The 20,516-nt window shown below is 68.0% G+C and carries 17 protein-coding genes and 1 riboswitch; of the genes, 11 read left to right on the top strand and 6 right to left on the bottom strand.

All coding sequences use genetic code 11. The annotated features are described in order from the left end of the window. Positions 1-6: 6 nt before the first annotated feature. From ACTHQX_RS15110 to mnhG, 6 genes are read left to right on the top strand one after another with little or no spacing between them, the layout of a single operon-like run. Positions 7-3,105 (top strand): Na+/H+ antiporter subunit A, encoded by a 3,099-nt coding sequence (locus tag ACTHQX_RS15110; protein ID WP_440158305.1) that lies wholly within the window; start codon positions 7-9, stop codon positions 3,103-3,105. Continuing rightward, positions 3,102-3,677, top strand: a complete 576-nt coding sequence (locus tag ACTHQX_RS15105) for a Na(+)/H(+) antiporter subunit C (RefSeq protein ID WP_440158303.1) — start codon at positions 3,102-3,104, stop codon at positions 3,675-3,677. The genes ACTHQX_RS15110 and ACTHQX_RS15105 overlap by 4 nt, the downstream gene beginning before the upstream one ends. Next, positions 3,674-5,263 carry a Na+/H+ antiporter subunit D gene (locus tag ACTHQX_RS15100; protein ID WP_236805631.1) on the top strand — a complete coding sequence of 530 codons (1,590 nt, stop codon included), beginning with the start codon at positions 3,674-3,676 and terminating at the stop codon, positions 5,261-5,263. Before ACTHQX_RS15105 ends, ACTHQX_RS15100 begins: the two co-directional genes overlap by 4 nt. Continuing rightward, on the top strand, positions 5,260-5,805 hold the full coding sequence (locus ACTHQX_RS15095) for a Na+/H+ antiporter subunit E (RefSeq protein WP_236805630.1): 546 nt from the start codon (positions 5,260-5,262) through the stop codon (positions 5,803-5,805). The genes ACTHQX_RS15100 and ACTHQX_RS15095 overlap by 4 nt, the downstream gene beginning before the upstream one ends. Continuing rightward, positions 5,802-6,080 carry a monovalent cation/H+ antiporter complex subunit F gene (locus tag ACTHQX_RS15090; RefSeq protein WP_440158300.1) on the top strand — a complete coding sequence of 93 codons (279 nt, stop codon included), beginning with the start codon at positions 5,802-5,804 and terminating at the stop codon, positions 6,078-6,080. The genes ACTHQX_RS15095 and ACTHQX_RS15090 overlap by 4 nt, the downstream gene beginning before the upstream one ends. Continuing rightward, positions 6,070-6,465, top strand: coding sequence for a monovalent cation/H(+) antiporter subunit G (gene mnhG / locus ACTHQX_RS15085; RefSeq protein ID WP_440158298.1), 396 nt, complete (start codon positions 6,070-6,072; stop codon positions 6,463-6,465). The genes ACTHQX_RS15090 and mnhG overlap by 11 nt, the downstream gene beginning before the upstream one ends. A gap of 73 nt (positions 6,466-6,538) precedes the next feature. Here mnhG and ACTHQX_RS15080 read toward each other — a convergent pair whose 3' ends face one another. The 3 genes from ACTHQX_RS15080 to ACTHQX_RS15070 form a co-directional block, all read right to left on the bottom strand. Then, positions 6,539-8,524, bottom strand: coding sequence for a hypothetical protein (locus ACTHQX_RS15080; RefSeq protein ID WP_440158296.1), 1,986 nt, complete (start codon positions 8,522-8,524; stop codon positions 6,539-6,541). A gap of 405 nt (positions 8,525-8,929) precedes the next feature. Continuing rightward, positions 8,930-9,193 carry a DUF4235 domain-containing protein gene (locus ACTHQX_RS15075; RefSeq protein WP_102973435.1) on the bottom strand — a complete coding sequence of 88 codons (264 nt, stop codon included), beginning with the start codon at positions 9,191-9,193 and terminating at the stop codon, positions 8,930-8,932. Between the two features lie 36 nt (positions 9,194-9,229). Beyond that, positions 9,230-9,781: a heme-degrading domain-containing protein gene (locus ACTHQX_RS15070; RefSeq protein ID WP_440158294.1), complete on the bottom strand. Its 552-nt coding sequence runs from the start codon at positions 9,779-9,781 to the stop codon at positions 9,230-9,232. Between the two features lie 119 nt (positions 9,782-9,900). Further along, positions 9,901-10,044: riboswitch (TPP riboswitch) on the top strand. 72 nt (positions 10,045-10,116) lie between these two features. Between ACTHQX_RS15070 and ACTHQX_RS15065 the strand changes: the two genes are divergently transcribed. Genes ACTHQX_RS15065 through ACTHQX_RS15055 form a run of 3 tightly spaced genes read left to right on the top strand, consistent with a single transcriptional unit; the run spans position 10,117 to position 13,174 of the window. Beyond that, the gene (locus ACTHQX_RS15065; protein WP_190605597.1) at positions 10,117-10,737 is read left to right on the top strand and encodes an ECF transporter S component; all 621 of its coding nucleotides are present in this window, start codon (positions 10,117-10,119) and stop codon (positions 10,735-10,737) included. After that, on the top strand, positions 10,737-12,374 hold the full coding sequence (locus ACTHQX_RS15060; protein WP_440158292.1) for an ABC transporter ATP-binding protein: 1,638 nt from the start codon (positions 10,737-10,739) through the stop codon (positions 12,372-12,374). Before ACTHQX_RS15065 ends, ACTHQX_RS15060 begins: the two co-directional genes overlap by 1 nt. Next, positions 12,371-13,174, top strand: coding sequence for an energy-coupling factor transporter transmembrane component T family protein (locus ACTHQX_RS15055; protein WP_440158290.1), 804 nt, complete (start codon positions 12,371-12,373; stop codon positions 13,172-13,174). The genes ACTHQX_RS15060 and ACTHQX_RS15055 overlap by 4 nt, the downstream gene beginning before the upstream one ends. Here ACTHQX_RS15055 and ACTHQX_RS15050 read toward each other — a convergent pair. Then, complete coding sequence (locus ACTHQX_RS15050; protein WP_440158288.1) at positions 13,171-13,701, bottom strand: N-acetyltransferase family protein; 531 nt, start codon at positions 13,699-13,701, stop codon at positions 13,171-13,173. The genes ACTHQX_RS15055 and ACTHQX_RS15050 overlap by 4 nt on opposite strands. Before the next feature lie 29 nt (positions 13,702-13,730). Then, positions 13,731-14,702 (bottom strand): hypothetical protein, encoded by a 972-nt coding sequence (locus ACTHQX_RS15045; protein ID WP_440158286.1) that lies wholly within the window; start codon positions 14,700-14,702, stop codon positions 13,731-13,733. 237 nt (positions 14,703-14,939) lie between these two features. Between ACTHQX_RS15045 and ACTHQX_RS15040 the strand changes: the two genes are divergently transcribed. Both ACTHQX_RS15040 and ACTHQX_RS15035 read left to right on the top strand, forming a co-directional pair. Next, positions 14,940-16,463 (top strand): UDP-N-acetylglucosamine 1-carboxyvinyltransferase, encoded by a 1,524-nt coding sequence (locus tag ACTHQX_RS15040; protein ID WP_440158284.1) that lies wholly within the window; start codon positions 14,940-14,942, stop codon positions 16,461-16,463. 140 nt (positions 16,464-16,603) lie between these two features. After that, the gene (locus ACTHQX_RS15035) at positions 16,604-17,839 is read left to right on the top strand and encodes a glutamate--cysteine ligase 2 (protein WP_440158282.1); all 1,236 of its coding nucleotides are present in this window, start codon (positions 16,604-16,606) and stop codon (positions 17,837-17,839) included. Positions 17,840-17,880: 41 nt separating this feature from the next. On the opposite strand, the gene ACTHQX_RS15030 is transcribed toward ACTHQX_RS15035, so the two are convergent. Then, positions 17,881-20,469 carry an AMP-binding protein gene (locus ACTHQX_RS15030; protein WP_440158281.1) on the bottom strand — a complete coding sequence of 863 codons (2,589 nt, stop codon included), beginning with the start codon at positions 20,467-20,469 and terminating at the stop codon, positions 17,881-17,883. Between the last annotated feature and the right edge of the window lie 47 nt (positions 20,470-20,516).

The following is a 20,516-nucleotide window of genomic DNA, read 5'->3' as shown; positions in this document are numbered from 1 at the left end:
ATACCAGTGATCACAGTCCTTGCCGTGCACTTCGCGGTGGCCGCTGTGGCGCCGTTCGTCTTCCGGAAGTTCGGCCGCAACTCGTTTTATGCGCTCGCCGCGGTCCCGGCCGGTTCATTCGTTTGGCTCCTGTTCCAGCACGCCGCCGTCTACGGCACGGGGTCTCCCGGGAAAACCGGCGCAGCAGAAAACGGCTCGCCCGCAGAAACTGTCCCGTGGATCCCGGGCCTCGGCATCGAATTCGCCTTCCGCATGGACGCCCTGGCGTGGGTCATGTCCCTGCTGGTCCTCGGCGTGGGCGCCCTGGTGCTGGTGTACTGCGCGCGGTATTTCAAGGACAAGGACAGCTACCTCGGCGGGTTCGGCGCGCAGCTGCTGGCGTTCGCCGGGGCGATGTTCGGCCTGGTTACCGCGGACGACCTGCTCATGATGTTCATCTTTTGGGAACTCACCACCGTCCTGTCCTACCTCCTGATCGGCTATGCACGGACAAGGCTGGCGGCCCGCCGCTCCGCGCTGCAGGCCCTCATGGTCACCACCGCCGGCGGCCTGGCCATGCTCGTTGGCCTGATCATGCTCGGTGCCAGCGCCGGCACGTACCGGATCTCCGCCGTTCTCGAACAGGCACCGCAGCTGGTTTCGGGGCCGGCAGCGGGAGCCGTGGGCGCCGCCGTCGTCCTCATCCTGGTCGGCGCGGTGACCAAGTCCGCGCTGGTCCCGTTCCACTTCTGGCTTCCGGGCGCCATGGCAGCACCAACTCCCGTGAGTGCGTACCTGCACGCCGCCGCCATGGTGAAGGCCGGCGTGTACATCGTGGCCCGCCTAGCCCCGGGCTTCACCGACACTGCCTACTGGCTGCCGATGGTCCTCGGGCTCGGCCTGGCCACGATGCTGGTGGGCGGCTACCGGGCCCTGCGCCAGACGGACATCAAGCTCATCCTGGCCTACGGCACCGTGAGCCAGCTGGGATTCATCACCATGGTGGTGGGGCTCGGAAAGCCCGACGCCGCCCTCGCCGGCCTGGCCATGCTGCTCGCGCACGGGCTCTTCAAGGCAACCCTCTTCCTCGTGGTGGGCATCATCGACCACCAGTCGGGCACACGCGACATCCGCAAGCTCTCGGGCGTTTTCCGCTCCTCCCGTGCCCTCGGCATCGTTGCCGGCATCGGCGCCGCATCCATGGCCGGCATCCCGCTGCTGGGCGGCTTCGTCGCCAAGGAGTCGGTGCTCGAGGCGTTCGTGCACTTCACTGCAGCGGCCGGTCACGGCCCCTGGGGCGCAGTGGTCCTGACGGGCGTGGTGCTCGGCTCCGTGCTGACCTTCGCCTACAGCGCGCGCTTCATGTGGGGAGCCTTCGCGGTGAAGCCGGGCGTCGAGCGCACCCCGTTCAAGGCCATTCGCCCCTCCTTCCTGGCAGCACCGGCAGCCCTGAGCGTCCTCACCATCGTGTATGGCCTGTGGCCGGCGCCCGTGGACGCCTGGATCCAGCCGTACGCGGCCCTTTTTACCGGGGGAACGCAGCTTGCGGAAGGAACGTCCGACGCCGGCTCCGCGGCAGGTGCCGCCGGGCACCTGGCGCTGTGGCACGGTCTGACCCCAGCCTTGGGGCTGACCGCCATCACGTTCGCCGCCGGCGCGGCGATGTTCTACGGACGCGGGCTGGTGGACCGGATCCAGAGTGCCATCCCGCCCTGGTTCGACGCCGACCGCGGCTATCAGCTGACCATCGGTGCCCTGGACGACGTCGCTGTGTGGATCACCGGACGCACGCAGCGCGGTTCGCTGTACTTCTACCTGGCCGTGATCCTCAGCGTCGCCTTCGTCCTGCCCCTGTCCGCCCTGATCGCCGCGAACAAGCCGCTTCCCGAAGGGCTGTATTTCGTCGACCCCAACTCGCCACTGCAGCTGGTGGCAGGTGCCGGGATCGTGATCGGGGCGCTCGCCGCCGTTCGGGCCAACAAGCGGTTCCTTGCCGTGCTCATGGTTTCGGTCACCGGCTACGGCATCGCCCTGATGTTCGCGCTGCAGGGAGCCCCGGACCTGGCCCTGACGCAGATGCTCGTGGAAACAATCATCCTGGTGGCGTTCGTGCTGGCCATGCGCAGCCTCCCTGCGGAGCTGCGCGACCGCACCGGCGGCAAGTACCGGGTGGTCCGCGTGATCATCGGCCTGTCCTTCGGCGCCACCATGGTCTTCGCCGCCATTCACGCCATGGGTGCCCGGATCGCCACGCCCGTCTCCCTCGAGTTCCCGAAGCTGGCCTACGAGGGCGGCGGCGGGCTCAACATCGTCAACGTCACCCTGGTGGACATCCGAGCATGGGACACCTTCGGCGAAATCTCCGTGCTGGCGCTCGCCGCGACCGGCGTGGCGAGCCTCATCTTCGTCCGGGGCCGCGGGGACCGGCTGCGCACGGCGTCCGCCGTGGCTGAGGGGACCGTCGGCCGGCGCCACGGCGTGGACAAATCATCGCGGGACGGCGCCGCCCTGGCGCTGACCCGCAAGTTTGCGGCCGCCGCGCGGGACCCGTGGCTCGTTGCCGGGCGCACGCTGGCACCGGAGCGCCGCTCCATCATCTTCGAAGTGGTCACCCGGCTGGTCTTCCACTCGATGATCATCTTCTCGCTCTACCTGCTGCTGGCCGGGCACAACCTCCCCGGCGGCGGCTTCGCGGGCGGACTCATGGCCGGACTGGCCCTCACACTGCGCTACCTGGCGGGCGGCCGCTTTGAACTGCACGAAGCCACCCCCATCAGCGCCGGCACACTCCTGGGAATCGGCCTGGCCACCGCCGCGTTGTCCGGTGCCGCGCCGGTGCTGCTGGGCGGTCAGGTGTTCCAGAGCGCCATTATTGAGTTCTGGCTTCCAGTCTTTGGCGACATCAAATTCGTCACCTCCACGATTTTCGACACCGGCGTCTACATCGTCGTGGTCGGCCTGGTGCTGGATGTGCTGCGCAGCCTTGGCGCCGAGATCGACGAACACTTTGAGGAACGTCCCCTGCAGCTGGACGCGCAGGAGGGTACCGGGCAGGAAGGCTTCGAGGGCAGCAACCAGGTGCCCGCCGGCGTTCCGGCCGGATCAACCCAAGGCGGCAAGCCATGACCGTTAACCTGACCCTGCTGACCGTCATGGGCGCCCTCTACGCCTGCGGCATCTACCTGATCCTGGAACGCAGCCTCACGCGCGTGCTGCTGGGGCTGATGCTGCTGGCCAACGCCACCAACCTGCTGATCCTCGCCACCGGCGGCTACGCAGGCCTGGCTCCCTTCTTCAGCAAGGACACGGACCCCGCGTCCTACAACGACCCCCTGCCGCAGGCACTGATTCTGACGTCCATCGTCATTTCCTTCGCAGTCACGGCCTTCATGCTGGGCATCATCTACCGGACCTGGCTGCTTGCCCGGCAGGACGACATCCAGGACGACATCGAGGACCGCCGCGTGGCCGAAACCCCCAGCTTCGACGCGGAGGACGACGCCGTCATCCCCGTGGAAACCTCCGAGTTCCCGTTGCCCATGCTCGGCTCGGAGGGTTCCGCCGCAGCCGAGTCGGCGGCGACCGTCGAGGCAGGCGGGCGGACACTTCTGGCGGAGCACGCGGCGCTGGAGGAGAAACCCGGCTCCGCAAACTTCACCACGGACACGGACACGGACACGGAAGGTGGCACGAAGTGAACCTGGCAAGCCTTGCCCCGCTCGCCGTCGTACTTCCCATCCTGGGGGCGGCGCTGACGTTCGTGCTGATCCGGCATTCCCGCGCGCAACGCGCGGTGAGTATTGCCCTGCTCTCGCTCACCCTTCTGCTGGAGTGCCTGCTCCTGGCGTCCGTCTGGAACGGCGGCACCGCAGCGGTGAACATCGGCGGCTGGGTGCCGCCGTGGGGGATTGTCCTGGTGGTGGACCAGTTCTCCTCGCTCATGCTCGTGGTGTCCTCGGCTGTGAGCCTCGCCGTCCTGGTGTATGCCACCGGGCAGGGCATGGCCGACGGCGACCAGGACGCCCCCGTCTCGATCTTCCACCCCACGTACCTGATCCTCGTGGCCGGCGTCTCCAACGCGTTCCTCTCCGGGGACCTGTTCAACCTGTACGTTGGCTTCGAGATCCTGCTGACGGCCAGCTACGTGCTGATGACCCTCGGCGGCACGGGCCCGCGCATCCGGGCAGGCGTCACGTACGTGGTGGTCTCGGTGGTGTCGTCGGTGCTGTTCCTGATAGCCATCGCGATGGTCTACGGCGCAACGGGCACCATCAACATGGCGGACCTGGCCATCAAGCTCTCGGAGCTGGACCAGGGCACCAGGACGCTCCTGCACGTCATGCTGCTGGTGGCCTTCGGCATTAAGGCCGCCGTGTTCCCCCTGTCCTTTTGGCTGCCGGACTCTTACCCCACCGCACCGGCTCCGGTCACGGCGGTGTTTGCCGGCCTGCTGACCAAGGTGGGCGTGTACGCCATGGTCCGCACGGAAACCCTGCTGTTCCCCGGGGACAGCCTCAACACGCCGTTGATGGTGGTGGCGCTGCTGACGATGATCGTCGGCATCCTGGGCGCCCTCGCCCAGAGTGACATCAAGCGTCTGCTGTCCTTCACCCTGGTCAGCCATATCGGCTACATGGTGTTCGGCCTGGCGATGTCCTCCGTGGCCGGACTGGCGGCGGCCGTGTTCTACGTGGCGCACCACATCACCATTCAGACGAGCCTCTTCCTGGTCACCGGGCTCATTGAGCGCCGCGGCGGCAGCTCCTCGGTGGACCGGCTGGCCGGGCTGGCCAAACTGTCCCCGCTGCTGGCGCTGCTGTTCTTCGTTCCCGCCATGAACCTTGCCGGCATCCCGCCGTTCTCGGGCTTCCTGGGCAAGCTCGGCCTGATGCAGGCCGGCATCGGACTGGGCACCCCGCTGGCCTACACCCTGGTGATCGGCGGCGTGCTGACGAGCCTCCTGACCCTCCTGGCCGTCGCCAGGGTGTGGAACCGCGCGTTCTGGCGCAAGGCCGAGGACGCGGAGCACCCCGACCCGGTGCTCCTGGCGGTGCCAGCCCCCGAGAGCGGCGCGACGGCGGTGCGCCTGCTGCCGCGGACCATGGTGGGGTCCACGCTGGGCCTCGTGGTGCTGGGCGTGGCGCTCACCGTCTTCGCCGGGCCGCTCTTCCAAGTGGCGGACCAGTCCGCGGCGGCCATGCTGGACAGGTCCGCCTACATCCAGGCGGTGCTCGGTGACGCCGCGCCCGTCCCGGCTGCGGCGCTGAGCGGAGGCGGAAAGTGAGCCGGCGGAGGGTGTCCCTGCGGCAGGAACTGCCGCTGCTGGTCTGGCTGGTCATCGTCTGGGGAGCACTCTGGCAGGACTTCAGCCCGGGCAACCTGCTCTTCGGCGCCCTCCTGGCCGTTGCCGTGGCGCGCCTGTTCTACCTGCCGCCGGTGGAGCTGAGCGGACGCTTCAACGTCCTGCGGGCCGTTCCGTTCGCAGTGGCGTTCCTCGGGCGCGTGGTGGCCGCGAGCTGCCAGGTGTTCTACCTGGCGGTGGCCCAAGGACCCAAAGTGACCAACGCCGTCGTCGCCGTTCCGTTGCGGAGCCATTCGGACCTGATGGTGACGGCCACCGGCCACGTGATCTCCCTGATTCCGGGATCACTGGTGGTGGAGGTGGACAGGTCCACCTCCACGCTCTACATCCACGGGCTGAACGTGAGGAACGGGGAGGACGTCCTCAAACTGCGTAAAGAAGTCAGGGACACCGAGGCGGGGCTCATTCGGATTATGGGAACGAAGGACGAGCTTGCCGCCCTGAACCAGGAGGCTGGAGCATGATGGGGCTTGTCCTCACCGTCACGGCTGTGGCGCTGGCCCTCGCCGCCGCGGGTGCGATCATCCGCATCGGCCGCGGCCCGTCGCTGCTGGACCGGGTCCTCGCAGCGGACGTGCTGCTGGCCATCCTCGGCGCGGCACTGTGCATCGACATGGCCGTGAACCGGCACCTGAACAACCTGATGCTCGTGGTTGCCATCTCCGTTATCGGCTTCATCGGCTCGGTGACGGTGGCCCGGTTCGTGGCCGACAGGCGGGAGCAGCGCAGTGAACCCTGAACCCAATATCGTGGACGCTGTGATCGACGCGGTTTCGGCCGTGTTCATGGTGGTGGGCGCGCTGATGTCCCTCGCCGCGGCCATCGGCCTGCTGCGCTTCCCCGACCTGATGAGCCGCATGCACGCCGCCACGAAGCCCCAGGTGCTCGGGCTGTTCCTCCTGCTCGCGGCCGTGGGCCTGCAGCTGCGGACGTGGTGGGTGTGGCCGGTGCTGCTGGTGGCCTGGATTTTTCAGCTGCTCACCGTCCCAGTTTCGGCCCATATGGTGGGCCGCGCAGGCTACCGTACCAAGCACCTCCACAAGGAGCTGCTCAGCAAAGACGAGCTGGAGGCCGTGGTGCAGAAGGCCGCCAAGGCGGCCCGGGCATCAGAGGCCGAAGACTGAACCGCGTCCTTAACGGGTCAGGCCCCGTCTGCTGTGCAGACGGGGCCTGACCCGTAGTGGCGGATCGCTTGATCTACCGGGTGGCGAGCAGCCCGGTTGCGGTGCCGCCGCGGCTGGACTGGACCAGGACGCTGGTGATCTGCCGGTTCGGTCCCGGCTTGGCCCGGTAGGACCAGGCGCCGAGGGTGTCCACCTGTGCTGTGCCGATCTTGGTGGCGACCCGGCCGGGTGTGGTGTCGTAGATGACCACGGTGGTGGCCGGGGCCAGGACGGCGGTGTTGCCGGCCAGTGTCGAGGTTCCCGTGACCCGAAGTTCGGTGCCGAGCCGGTGCCGGGAGCCGGCGACGGCTACGGTGTCCGGCTGGATCGTGAGGTTGACTGTTGCCGGGGCGCTGCCGATGCCGTTCGTGTCCGTGACGATCAACTGCATGACAACCGGGCCGTTGGTGCTGGCCGCCAAAGGAGCGGTGTCGGTGTTCTTGGCATAGAACGGCAGGGTGATGGTTGGCTTGGCGGTGGTGTCGCCGGAGACGGCGACTTTGGGGCCGCCGGTTTGGAGCCACTTGTAGCTGGCGGCGCCGGTGGAGGTGCTGCCGTCCAGCTGGACGGTTCCGCCGGGGGTGATGGCGGTGGAAGCGGCGGTGGCCACCGCGGCGGCGGGCTGGGTTTCGCCGGCTATGGGTCCGGTGCCGGTGTCGACGACGGGGCCGGGGTCCGGGGCGGGAGCGACCGGGTCCAGCCCGACGGGCGTTGCAGCGCCGCCGGAAATTGTCACGGCCAGGGTTGCGGTGCCGCCCTCGGGGGTCTTCACGGTGACGGTGGCCGGCGGGGCTTTGACCGGGAAGGATTTCTCGGCGCCGGTTCCGGTGGCTGATGCTTCCATGGTGCCGAGGCCGGTGACGGTGAGCGGGTAGCCGGCGGTGGAGGTGGCGCCCACGATCAGGTTGGTGCCGTCGTAGATGGCCTTGGTGACCATGACGCCGCTGGGTTTGGTGACGTTGATCTGGCTGCTGCTGGCGGGCTTGTCGCCGATGTTGGTGACCTTGACCGACGTCGGTGCGGTGCCGGTGAACTGGACGCGGGCGTAGTAGCGTCCGGTGTCGGGGTCGCTGAGCATGGGGGTGGTTTCGAAGGCGCCGGCTTGCCCGTCGATCTGGAGTTGGGCGCCGTTGCCGCTGCTGGCGAACACGTCGATCATGTTGCCGTTCAGGACGGCGCTGTCAGTGTTGACGCCCTGGTTGGTGGAGATCTTGCCCTGCACGGTGAACTGGTCGGTTTCCAGGGCCAGGCCGCCGCCATTGACGGAGAACTTGTTGTAGCCGGTGGGGCTTCCGGTGACGGTGTGGTCCTGGGCCGGGTCTCCGAGGTACCCCTCGGGCGCTGCCGGGGCGGTGGCGGGATCCCATTTCAGGAACGGTCCGATGTTGCTCTTCAGCGCCGTGGTGAAGTTGCCTGCTGCGGGTGAGATGTCTTCGACGAGCTTGCCGTCGCCGGAGCCGTCGGTGTCGATGGTGATGGTGCCGTAGGGGTGCTGGAAGGTCAGGGTGGAGTTGGCCGGGGCGCCCTTGACGACGATGCGCTGGCGGCCGAACACCACCTGGTCCCCCTCGGTGACCGTGTTGGCGAAGGCCGCCTCCAGGCCGAGGACCAGGACGGCGCGTCCGCCGCCGGGAAGAGTCAGTTCGGAGCCGGCGAGCATGTAGAACGCCTCTTCCGGGAAGTTGCCCGGGAACGATATGGGTGCAGTCTCGTCCGGGATGTCCCCGGGCAGGAAACCGCAGAGCGGGTTCTCCGCGTCCAGGCACAGCTCGACGCGCGTCTTGTTGCTGTCTTCGTACCAGGACGGGAAGCCGTACTCGGTGTTGACGGGTCCGACGGCGGTCAGCTTGTTCGTGTTCGTCTGGGTTACCTGGGTTGCCGCCAAGGAGGCTCCTGCTCCTGTTGCCGCAAGCAGGACGGCAGTTGCGGCAGCAATGCCGCGGCGGCGGGACGCAGGGCTGGGGCCGCGATGTCGGGGGGCCAGGCGCTGGGCTGACAGGAAATGTGGTGTAGATACCATTTTTGTCTCCTCGTAAAGACGCTGATGGCATCCACTAAAAATCGTGGTGGTTGGGAAAACGTTCGGGTTCCGGGTTGGAAAAACCTTGGCATTCGAGGCTTCTTACGGTGCCGTGGGGGGACCCGCGCTGCTCTTGCAGAGACCGTGCTCATGGCCTCCAGACGGCATGCGGTGGGCCGCCGAGGCTGGATGCGAAAGGACCCGGCGCCGCAGGTTGCGGTGCCGGGTCCGGCTGTTGTGAGCCCGGCCGAGGTCATCAGCACTGCCAGGTTCAGAACAGAAGCAGTATGGCCTGCCGTGCTTGGGGTAACCCGGTCGCGGCCCGGATGGGGCTGCCGGGCAACCCACCCCGTGTGGGGGGCCTCGACGTGGTGGGTCCTGACAGCTGCGACCCGGCAGGGAGGCCTAGACGATGTCCTGTGTCTTGGCGAAGCGGGTAATGGCCCGCTGGGTGCCTCGGTTGGCCAGCACCTGGATGACCGCGCTCACGGAGGCGGACACGAGGGCGAACGTGAGGGCCGTGCGCAGTGTGGTGGGGACGTCGTCCTTATCGCCCTTGGGCGGCTTCCGGCCCGTGATTTTTTCCCAGATGGTGTCGACGGCCTTGGTGCCGGCGAACCCCGCCAGCAGGCTGATGCCTGTGCCAAGCAGTTTGATGAAGAAACTCATTGCGGAACTCCTCGCGTGATGAACACTGGTCTTTCCTTAGCCTAGCCGCATGGAGCGGTGGATCTCCCGCAACGCCTGCACCACGAGGTCGTGGTCCGCCTTCTGCGGCAGCCCGGACACGGTGACCACAGCCACCGCCCCCACACCCCGCACATAGACGGGGAAGGCTCCGCCGTGCGCAGCGTAGGTCGACTGGTCAAACCAAGCGTTGTCCTCGATCCGTCCGCCGCCGGCCCTGCCGCGCAGGCCCACCAGCAGCGACGGTTCCTCGTAGCGCACGGCAGTCCGCTGTTTGGCCCGCACCCAGCCTTCGTTGTCCGGTGTGGCGCCCTCGAGCGCCACATGGAAGAGCACCTGCTCCCCCTTGGTGATGTCGATGGCGATGGGCAGGTTGTCCTCCTTGCCCCGTTCGACCAGTTCCAGGCCCAGCGCCAGGGCATCGTCCTTACTGAACCTCGGGAACTGGAGTTCAGCAATCTCCCCTTCGATCTGCCCAATCAGGGCTTCCAGGGCTCCCGCCGGCTGTTCGGCGGAGGAATCGGGGTCAAAGGCGGGCAGGGCGGCGGTGCCCGAGTCCTGTTGCGTCATGGCCCCAATCTACTCCGGGCCGCTGTCGCGACGCCGCATGTAAACTCCGGCATTGTGACAGCGACCCCCGGGTTCATGGCCGGACGAGGTGTAAACTGGATCAGCCCACAAGGGCAGATTTATCACGACAGGGGAGCGCCGCCGTCGGGATGCAAAGGCAACTGCCAGAGCAACCGCGGAAGGGCGCTGAGAGTGCGGACAGCCGCAGACCCTCGAACCTGATCCGGCTAGTACCGGCGCAAGGGAGTCGAGTTCTCAGAGTGCCCGGCAGCGCGAGGCCCAGCCACCCGCAGCCGGGGGAACGCTTTCCCCTCCTGTTCCTCAGGAGGACCATCATGACAACTGCAGCAATCAAGAAGACCAGCTACAGCTGGCGCGTGGCGGACATCGTTGTGGCGGCGCTCATCGCCGTTGCCGGCGGCGTCATCTTCTGGGCCTGGTCCCAGGGCGCCAACCTCATCTCCACCCCGGTCAACGCCGTCTACCCTCCGCTGACCGGCCTCTACGCCGGCGGCTGGATGATTCCGGCGGTCCTGGGGATGCTCATCATCCGCAAGCCCGGCGCGGCCCTGTTCTGTGAGGGTGTGGCTGCCACCGGCGAGCTGCTCATGGGCTCGCAGTACGGCACCACGGTGCTCATTTCCGGCGTTCTGCAGGGCCTGGGGGCGGAGCTTGTGTTCGCCGCCTTCGCTTACAAGAAGTTCAACCTGCCCGCCTCGCTGCTTGCAGGGGCAGGCGCAGGACTGTTCTGCGGGCTCAACGACTCCTTCGCCCCCTGGGGCTGGAACATCGCCTACGCCGCCGGCGACAAGCTGGCATACATCGTGTTCTGCGCCATTTCCGGCGCGGTCATCGCCGGCGCCCTGTCCTGGATCGCCGCCCGCGGCCTTGCCAAGACGGGCGTGCTGAGTTCCTTCGCGTCCCGGAAGGCAGCCACGGAGCCCGTCTTCTCCTGATGCCCGGACCAGACGACGCCGGCGTCCGCCCAGCCGCGGTCACCGCCCGCGGCTGGGGCTGGCGCCACGCAGGCCGCACCAAACCGGCCGTCCATGCCCTCGACCTTGACATTCGCCCCGGCGAGCGGGTCATGCTGCTGGGCCCTTCCGGAGCCGGCAAGTCCACGCTGCTTCACGCCCTGGCCGGCGTGCTGGGGGACAGTGACGCGGACGACGCCGGGACTCCCGACCGTGAGGACGCGGACGAGAGCGGCGAGCTGCTGATCGACGGCGCGCCGCCCCGTTCCCGGCGCGGCCGCGCCGGGCTCATGCAGCAGGACCCGGAAACGCAGGTGGTGCTCTCGCGCCTCGGCGACGACGTCGCCTTCGGCGCCGAGAACCTGTCGGTGCCCCGCGAGGAGATCTGGCGCCGCGTGCACGAGGCGCTGGACGACGTCGGACTTTCGCACCTTCCCCTGAACCACCCGACGTCGGCCCTGTCCGGCGGCCAGAAGCAGCGCCTGGCGCTCGCCGGCATCCTGGCGATGCGGCCTGGACTCCTCCTGCTGGACGAGCCCACCGCGAATCTCGACCCGGACGGCGTCCTGGAAGTCCGGGACGCTGTGGGCCGCTGCCTCGACAAGACAGGGGCCACCCTGGTGGTGGTGGAGCACCGGGTAGCTGCCTGGAAAGACCTGGTGGACCGGATCGTGGTCCTGCAGCCGGGGTCCGCCTCGGACGGAGCGGTGCTGATCGACGGGACCCCGGACGAGGTTCTCGAGCAGGCGCGCGGGATGCTCACTGCCGCCGGCGTCTGGGTCCCCGGCTACGTTCCTGAGACGCGGCGCCGTTCAGCTGCCGGCGCTCTTCCGTCCTCCGGACATGGCGCCGGCCAGCTGCTGCTGGCGGCCGAGAGGCTTGCCGTGTCGCGGGAACGTCCACGCCGCAGCGGCTTCCGCTCCGTACCCCCCGAGCCCGTTCTGCGTGACGTCACAGCGCAGGTCCGAGCGGGCGAGGCGCTGACCGTCACAGGTCCCAACGGCGCCGGCAAGTCCACCTTCGCGCTGACCCTCGCCGGGCTATTGCCGCCGGTGGACGGCAAGGTCTCCGCGACGGTTGAACTGAGCGGCGGAGCGGGTATTGCCCCGTACAAGTGGAGAGCCGAGCAGCTGATCGCGCGGATCGGCACGGTGTTCCAGGAACCTGAACACCAGTTCGTCACCGGCCGCGTCCTGGACGAGCTGCAGTTCGGCCCCCGCCATCTGGGCCACGGCGAAGAGCGCGTCGGCGAGCTGCTGGAGCGGCTGCGCCTCACGCATCTCGTGGACGCCAACCCGTACACGCTCTCCGGCGGGGAGAAACGCAGGCTGTCCGTGGCCACCGTCCTGGCGGCGCACCCGCAGGTGCTGGTCCTGGATGAGCCCACCTTCGGCCAGGACGCGAACACCTGGGCGGAGCTTGCCTCATTCCTTTCGGAACTGCTCGATGCCGGCACGGCCGTGGTGTCCGTGACCCACGACGAGGAGTTCACCCAGGTGCTCGGCGGCACCGAGCTGCGGCTGGGCTCCGCGGGACGGCGCGCCAACCCCAGATCCGCCAACCCAAGATCCGCTGAACCCAAACCCGCCGAGCCAGCATCAGAACAGGCTGCAACATGAGGGACGCACTGACACTTGCCGGAAACCGGGCGGTGCTGACGCGCGCCAATCCGCTGGCCAAATTCGCGGCAGTCTTCCTGATCACCCTGGTCTTGGCGCTGTCCATCGACTGGATGTCGGCGTCAGTGGCTCTCGTGTGCGAACTGCTGGCCTTCCCGCTGGCAGGGCTGACGTTCTCGCTGCTGTGGCAGCGCGGCTGGCCCCTGCTCGCCGCGGCGGCCGTCGGCGGCTGGAGCACCTCCATCCTGTCGCCGGACAGCGGAAGGATACTGCTCGACGTCGGACTCTGGTCCATGAGTGAAGGTTCCCTTCAGCTGGGGCTGGGTTTTCTGCTGCGGGGCCTGGCCATTGCCCTGCCCGCCGTGCTGCTGATGAGCTGCACTGATCCCACCGACCTCGCGGACGCCCTGGCGCAAAAGGCACGGCTGCCGCACCGCTTTGTGCTGGGTACCCTGGCTGCCATGCGGCTGGTCGGACTGATGGCCGAGGAATGGCAGACCATCGGCATGGCCAGGCGCGCCCGCGGCGTCGGATCGCGCGGCAACCCGTGGCAACGGGTGCGGGCCACCCTGGGCCAGAGCTTCGGCCTCCTGGTCCAGGCCATCCGCCGCGCCACCCGCCTCGCCGTGACCATGGAAGCCCGCGGATTCGGCGGGGCCAGCCGGACCTGGGCGCGCGCGTCCACCTACAGCGTGCTGGACGCCTGGGTCGTGCTCGGCGGAGTGCTGATCGCTGCCGGTGCCGTGGCTGCCGCGCTGTGGGCCGGCACCTGGAACATGGTGTGGCTGCAGGGCTCTTAACCCGCCGGGCGCGCCAGCCCCGCAGGCCGCGCCATCCCCGCAGGCCGGGCCATCCGGACCTCGGCCAGCCCCTCCCAGTCTTCGATCGTGTCTCTGGCGCCGGTGAAGGCGAAGCCGTTGCGCTGGTAGAAGGCCTGGGCGCGGGGGTTGTCCTCGGCGACCCACAGCGCAGCCGCTTCGTTCCCGATCGCAGCCTCGAGCAGGGCCTGGCCGAGCCCCCTGTGATGGTGCGAGGCGAGGAGATAGATGCCCCAGAGCTCGGTCTGCTCCCTCAGCCCCTCCGCGGGCGGAAGCGAACCGGCAAACCCCACCAGCTTCCCGGCGTCGTCCGCTACGAACTGCCGGCCCGCATGCGGGCCGGCCAGAAGGCGCTGCCACATGGCCAGCCGCTCTTCCACGCCTTGCCTGGCCATGAAGCCGGGTGACAGCAGGTGGGTGTAGGTTTCGCGCCAGCATTCCAAATGGAGCCGGGCCAGGACCTCGGCGTCCTCGAAGGCGGCCTGGCGGACGCTGCAGGTGTGCTCCATGGGGCTGAGTCTAATGTTCGCGGCGGGGGTCAAGTGCAGGAGTGGTTGTAGTCGAAGCCGTCCGCCACGAACTGGGTAAGGACTACTTGGCCGCCCGCCGTAAGGGGCGGCGCGTAACACATGCTCCTGGCGTCGGCGGCCGTGCGGGCCCCGGCCAGCCAGCTCGGCAGGGAGTAGAGGCTGCTGGCCGAACCCACCTCGCCCACGATCTGTCCCCACTGCCGCGCCGAGGAGTAGATGCCCACCCTGGCCCCGATGCTGTGGAAAAAATCGGTCATGCCCTCGAGGTCCGCCCGGTTGGCATTCCTGTCTCCTGACCAGCTGTTGCCCGTCTCGACATCCAGCCACCAGAGGTACGTCTCGGGGTTTGAGATGGTGCGAAGGTAGGCGTCGTCGAAGGCTTTTGCGTACCCGTACATGTAAGCGCACGCCGCGTCCTCCTTGCCCTGGCAAGTGCCGTAGGGGTTGGCCACGGCCTTGCCGCCGTACTCGTTGCCCACCGGCCACCAGGAGCCGCGCAGCCCGGGGTTGGCGGTGTTCACATAGAGCGCAAGGCGGGGCTGGCCGGTCCCGCCAGTTGCGTCCTCCCCCCAGTCAAGCTGCTGGTGCAGGCAGGTGTTGGTGGTGTTGGCGCGCCCGTTGTTGACTCCGACAATCGCGAACGCAGGGTCCTCGGGCAGCTCGCCGCCGCACTGGGGCCAGGAGACATCGTTGCCCAAGGGGGCACTGCCGGACTCAGGCGGCTCTGCGGACGGACGGGCCGCCGGCCGCGGGGGTTGCGGGCGGGCGGGCGGCTGCGCCTGCGCGGCGGCGCTGGACGTAGCGGAAGCCCTGGGCGACGCCTGGACGACGGTTGATTCGGGTGCCGGCGGCGCGCCGTCGTCGAGCCTCGGTCCCGGGATGAAGCCCACGGCTGTGGCCACCCCAAAGGACAGCAGCGCTGAAGCCGGAGGCCCGAGGGGGCGCCTCCTGCCCAGCACGGCGAAGCTGAAAATGGACATGGCGGCCTCCCATCCCCTTATGGCCGCAACAGGTACCGCTAGCTTGCTCCCGGATGCGGGGCCGGGTCAAGGCCGGTTCCCGTCCCTGACCGGGCTGCGGAGGCCGTCACAGGCACCATCCCGCTACCGTAGCCCGTTATTGAAACCTTATGCGCATAACGGGTATATCACGGGCTATCGGCCCGGCAAGGGGTGTCTGATGCGACGAAATAACTCATATCTGATATATTTTTTCTCATGACACAACAGACTGTTGAACATGTTGGTCTTCTGCTCCGCGACGCCCGCGGCCAGAAGGGGTGGACCCAGGGCCAGTTGGCCGCGGAACTCGGCACCAGCCAAAGTGCCGTGGCCCGCATGGAACAGGGCAGGCAGAACATGAGCCTGAAAATGATCCAGCGCCTGGAGGCCATCTTCGGCCGCAGCTTCGTCCAGCTCGGCAAATCGCAGATGACCCATCTTCGCGTAGAGGGCGGCAGGACGCTGTCGGGCTCCGTCGACGTCAACAGCAGCAAGAACGCCGGGGTCGCCCTCCTGTGCGCCAGCCTCATCAATCGCGGCACCACCACGCTGCGGCGGCTGGCCCGCATCGAGGAAGTCAACCGCATCGTCGAGGTCCTGAGCAGCATCGGCGTCGAATGCACCTGGCTCAACGACAACGACCTCCGCCTCCGCCGGCCCGCCACTCTCGACCTGGCGTCCATGGACGCCGAGGCAGCGCGCCGGACCCGCAGTGTCATCATGCTGCTGGGCCCGCTGCTTGATGTCACGGATGAATACCGATTGCCTTACGCCGGTGGCTGCGACCTGGGCATCCGGACCGTGGAGCCGCACATGCAGGCACTGCGGCAGTTCGGCCTGTCCGTGGAGGCCAGTTCGGGCTTCTACAGCGTGCAGGCACCTCCCACCGACGAACTGGACAGGTCCTTCGTGCTGACCGAGCGCGGCGACACCGTTACGGAGAATGCCATCATGGCCGCCGCCCACCGTTGCGGCACCACGATCATCCGCAACGCCAGCCCCAACTATATGGTTCAGGACCTCTGCTTCTACCTGCAGCGGCTGGGCGTGGAGATCGACGGCGTCGGAACCACCACGCTGAAGATCACCGGCAAACCCGCCATCGACGTCGACATCGAGTACTTCCCCTCGGAAGACCCCATCGAGGCGATGAGCCTCATCACCGCCGGCATTGTCACCAACTCAGAGGTGACCATCCGCCGCGTGCCCATCGAATTCATGGAGATCGAACTGGCCACCCTGGAGCAGATGGGCCAGCAGCTGGAGATCTCCGGCGAGTATATGGCCCGCAACGGGCGCACCCGGCTGGTGGACGTGACCACGAAGCCCTCGGAGCTGCGCGCGCCGGAGGACAAGATCCACCCGATGCCGTTCCCCGGGCTGAACATCGACAACCTGCCGTTCTTCGCGGTGATCGCGGGCAACGCCGAAGGCCAGACCATGATCCACGACTGGGTCTACGAGAACCGCGCGATCTACTTGACGGAGCTGAACAAGCTGGGTGCCCGGATCCAGCTCCTGGACCCGCACCGCATCTACGTCAACGGGCCCACGCGCTGGCGTGCCGCGGAGGTGGGCTGCCCGCCCGCGCTGCGTCCCGCTGCCTGCCTCCTCCTGGCGATGCTGGCGGCCCGCGGAGTTTCCGAGCTGCGCAACATCTACGTCATCGAGCGCGGCTACGAGGACCTCGCGGAGCGGCTCAACACCATTGGCGCCAAGATCGAGTACTTCCAGGACTGACGCCGTCTAACCGCGGCTGACATAACCACCGCGCGAACTGGCAGATAACGACCCTTCCGAGCCAATTTGAGGGTGTTACCTGCCAGTTCGCGCTTCGTCATGTCGGGGACGTTTCCGCTGGTCTGGCGCACAATGTAGGCATGCGCACTTTTGGTGTGGAGGAAGAGCTCCTGATCGTTGATCCGGGCAGCGGGGAACCGCTGGCGCTCGCCGATGCGCTGCTGGCAGGCCGCAAACTTGCTGCCGACGATGCCCCGGGCAGACCACGGCTGCTGAAGAAAAAGGCCGAAACCAAGTGCGATGATGACGAAATGGGCCTGAGTGCAGAACTCAAGCTCGAGCAGATCGAGACGCAGACACGTCCGTGCCTGGACCACGCGGAACTGCTGCGCCAGATCCGCGCCGGCAGGGCACTGGCCGACGAAGCCGCCCAGGGCCACAGCGCCCGGATCGCCGCCCTGGCCACGTCGCCGCTGGCCCTGTCCAGCCACACCACCCCGGATCCGCGCTACGCCCGGATGCTGGAACGCTTCGGCCTGACCGCCCAGGAACAGCTCACTTGCGGCTTCCATGTGCACACCTATATCCACTCCCCCGACGAAGGCGTGGCAGTGCTGGACAGGATCCGGGACAAGCTGGCCGTCCTGATCGCACTCAGCGCCAACTCCCCATATTGGAACGGCGTTGCAACCGGGTTTGAGAGTTACCGGACGCAGGCATGGAACCGCTGGCCGTCGTCGGGCCCGTCCGCCATCTACGGCAACGTGTCCGCCTACCGCCGCGTGGTGAACCGGCTGTTGGATACCGGAGTGGTGCTGGACGAGGGCATGATCTATTTCGACGCACGCCTCTCCCGGAACCATCCCACCGTGGAGGTCCGGGTGGCGGACGTCTGCCTCCGCGCCGAGGACGCCGCTCTGATCGCCGTCCTGGTCCGTGCGCTCGTGGAATCGGCGTGCCGGGAATGGCGTGAGGGTGTGGAGCCGGCACCCGTGCCCACGGTGCTGCTGCGGATGGCCGCATGGCAGGCCAGCAACTTTGGGCTGCGCGGGGAGCTGCTGGACTTCGGCAGCTTCCGGCCCGTGCCTGCCCGGGACGTAGTGAACTCGCTGGTCGATTTCCTGGAGCCGGTGCTGACCGAGAACGGCGAAATCGAACTGGCCAGGCAGGGCGTCGAGGCAATCTTCGCACGCGGCACCGGCGCTGCTGAACAGCGCGGCATCCGCCAGGTGGTGCTGGACAAAGCAGAGCCCGACGACGGCGGGCTGGGCGCCGTCGTCGCGCACGCCGTGCGCGCCACCCATAAGGGAACCGAGGAGTACGTCGGCCCGGACGCCGCGGACGCCCCGGAACTGTTGCGCGTCCGGCAGCTCTGACTCCGCGCACTGACCCGCGCAGCCCGCGCTCGTGGGACGCGTCAGGAGCTGTGGGCCTTGGCCCGCCTGAGCCTTCCCCGGAACGACCGCCGGTGGCCCCGGCTCAACAAACCTATGGCGCGCGTGCACAGCGCCCAGTACGCAATCCCGGCCGCCAGGGACGCCGCCACGGCAAGGCCGGGGCTGGTCGCGGCCAGCAGCGGGTAGACCAGCCAGTGCACGAGGTACGCGTAGAGGGAAGCGCTGGCCAGAAGCACCGTCAGGCGCTGCAGCCCCCTGGGCACGGAGAGGGTGGGCAACCAGGTGAGCAGCAGGATTCCGGCAACAAGCGTCAGCTCACGGTTAGTATCCCCGAAGAAGCACCCGGGGACCGTGAGGATCGCGAGGACTGACACCGCACACCGCTGAACCACCGTCCGGCTCCGGGCAATGGCCCAACCCAGGACGAAAAGCCACAGGGTCGGCGACGGGTGGGGTATACCGGGATCCACGATGTCGTAGCGCGAGAGCAGCGCGAGGCCAGTAAGGGCAAGCGGAAAGAGCAGCGGGAACCGCCGCTCCGCCCGGTCCGCCCAGGGCATGGCGAGCAGGGCCGTCATGCCCAGGAGGATGTAGACCAGCACCTCGATGAACCAGAAGTGCCACTGTGTGGTCACAGCTTCGGGGCCGACCACGGAGTTCAGGAGCAAGACGTTGGCCAGCGTATACCGGTCGGTGATCAGGCAGGCCGCTCCGATGAACGTCATGCTGGGCAGCGCCACCCTGGCGACGCTGGTGAGCTGGCGCTTGAACCGGGGAAGCCGTTCCCCGCTGAGCTGGAACCGGGCGAAGTTGTAGCCGGCCACCGCCATAAGCACATGGGCCATGCCCGGCCACTTCACCAGCCCCGCGTGGGTTCCGACGATGAGCACAATGGCCACGGCCCGCAGCACGATGCTGGTCTCGATCGGAGCAAAGAACTGCCGCATAGCGCCGGCGGGCTTTGTCCCCGGGCGCTGTTCCAGGTCGCGGACCGGCCTCACGTGCCAGTCCGGCGGGAGGTGCCCCAGCAGCTGTTCCAGGCGGACGGACGTGGCGACATAGGACAGCGAGTCGCCGCCGAGCGAGACGAACGTGTCGCCGTCGCCGATGTCGGTGCGCTCCAGGGTGTCCCGGAAGATCCGCCGCACACTGTCTGTTCCGGAGCCGTTCGGCCCGGAGCCCTCCGTTCCTGGGCCGTCCGGCCCCGCCCCGGACGGCGGTAAATCAGAGGGCGCTGGTGTTGAGAGCGCTAGGACCGCCGGGTAGTCCACTTTTCCGGTTGCCAGACGCGGGAGATGCTCGACGGCGTGCAGCTCCAGGGCCGTACGGGGCAGCCCGATGCCCTGGGCGAGGACCTTGGACAGCAGCTGGGTGTCGTGGCTGCCCTCGACGGCGACCACAAGTCCCTGGTCGGTGCCGGCGCTCGCGGACTGTACCCCGAGGTCGGCCAGGATGCGCTCCACCTGGCCGAGATCGACCCGGAGGCCAACGATCTTGACGAACCGGCTGCGCCGCCCCACCACTTCGTAGACGCCGGCGGGGTGCCTCCGGGCCAGATCGCCGGTGCGGAGTTCGTGGACCGTGCGGCCGGCGCCGAGATCCTCCGGTGTCTCCGCGTAGCCGAGCATGACGTTGGGTCCGGTGTAGACGAGTTCGCCGTGCTCGAGGCCGGGAACCGGCTCAATGCGGAAGGCGCCGCCGGGAACCGGGATGCCGATGGCGCCTGGGTGCTCGGCGGCCAGCGCGGGCGGAAGGTAGGCCATCCGCGCGGTCGCTTCCGTCTGGCCGTACATGACGAACAGTTCCCACCCCTTCCGGCGGCCGAGCTCGGCGTAGCCCTGCACGCGCTCGGGGGCGAGCCGGCCTCCCGCCTGCGTGACATACCGCAGGCCGGCCAAGGTCATCTCGGCAAAGCCCACCCGCTCCAGCAGCTCGAAGGTGTACGGCACCGCCGCGAACGACGTTGCCCCGCCGGTTCGGAAAAGCTCCCAGAAGCACGGGTCAACAACGGAAAGGTTTGTGAGCACCAGGCCCGCACCGCGAAGCAGGTGGCTGTTGATTACGGACAGCCCGTAGCAGTAGGACATCGGCAGGGTGGTCGCGGCGCGGTCTGCCGGGCCGATGCTCAGGTACTCGGCAATCGACTCGGCATTGGCCTGCAGATTGGCGGCGGACAGGCGCACCAGCTTCGGCGAACCCGTGGAACCGGACGTGCTGAGCAGCAGCGCGAGGTCCGGATGGAGTTCGTGCCTGGTTCCGGGCCTGCGCTCCTCAAACACCGTCTCTCCGCCAGCTGAGCGCAGCACGACGTCGGGGTCATAGGCGGCCACCAGGGACTCGAGTGCCGCCGGCTTGTCCTCCGGCAGCAGGATCAGCGGGTGGCCGCCGACCAGGGCGGCGAGATACGCCACCAGGGAGTCGACGTCGTTCGCTGCGGCCAGCGCCACGAGGCGCCGCTGCGTTCCCAGCCGGAGGGCGAGGGCATCAACCCTGCGGGCCAGGTCCCGGTAGGTGAGAGTGGAATTGTCGGTAAGAACGGCGGGCCTGTCCCCGTAACCCGCCAGATCGGCGGCGAAGGGCACCCGCGCGAAATCAAGCTGCGTGGTCACCGGAAGAGGATATGAGTTAAGGCTTACCTAAGTAAACCGATCAGCTG

The sequence above is a fragment of the Arthrobacter sp. SAFR-023 genome, assembly GCF_051965295.1.
Lineage (GTDB): Bacteria > Actinomycetota > Actinomycetes > Actinomycetales > Micrococcaceae > Arthrobacter.
This window is presented reverse-complemented; position numbering and strand designations above follow the sequence as displayed.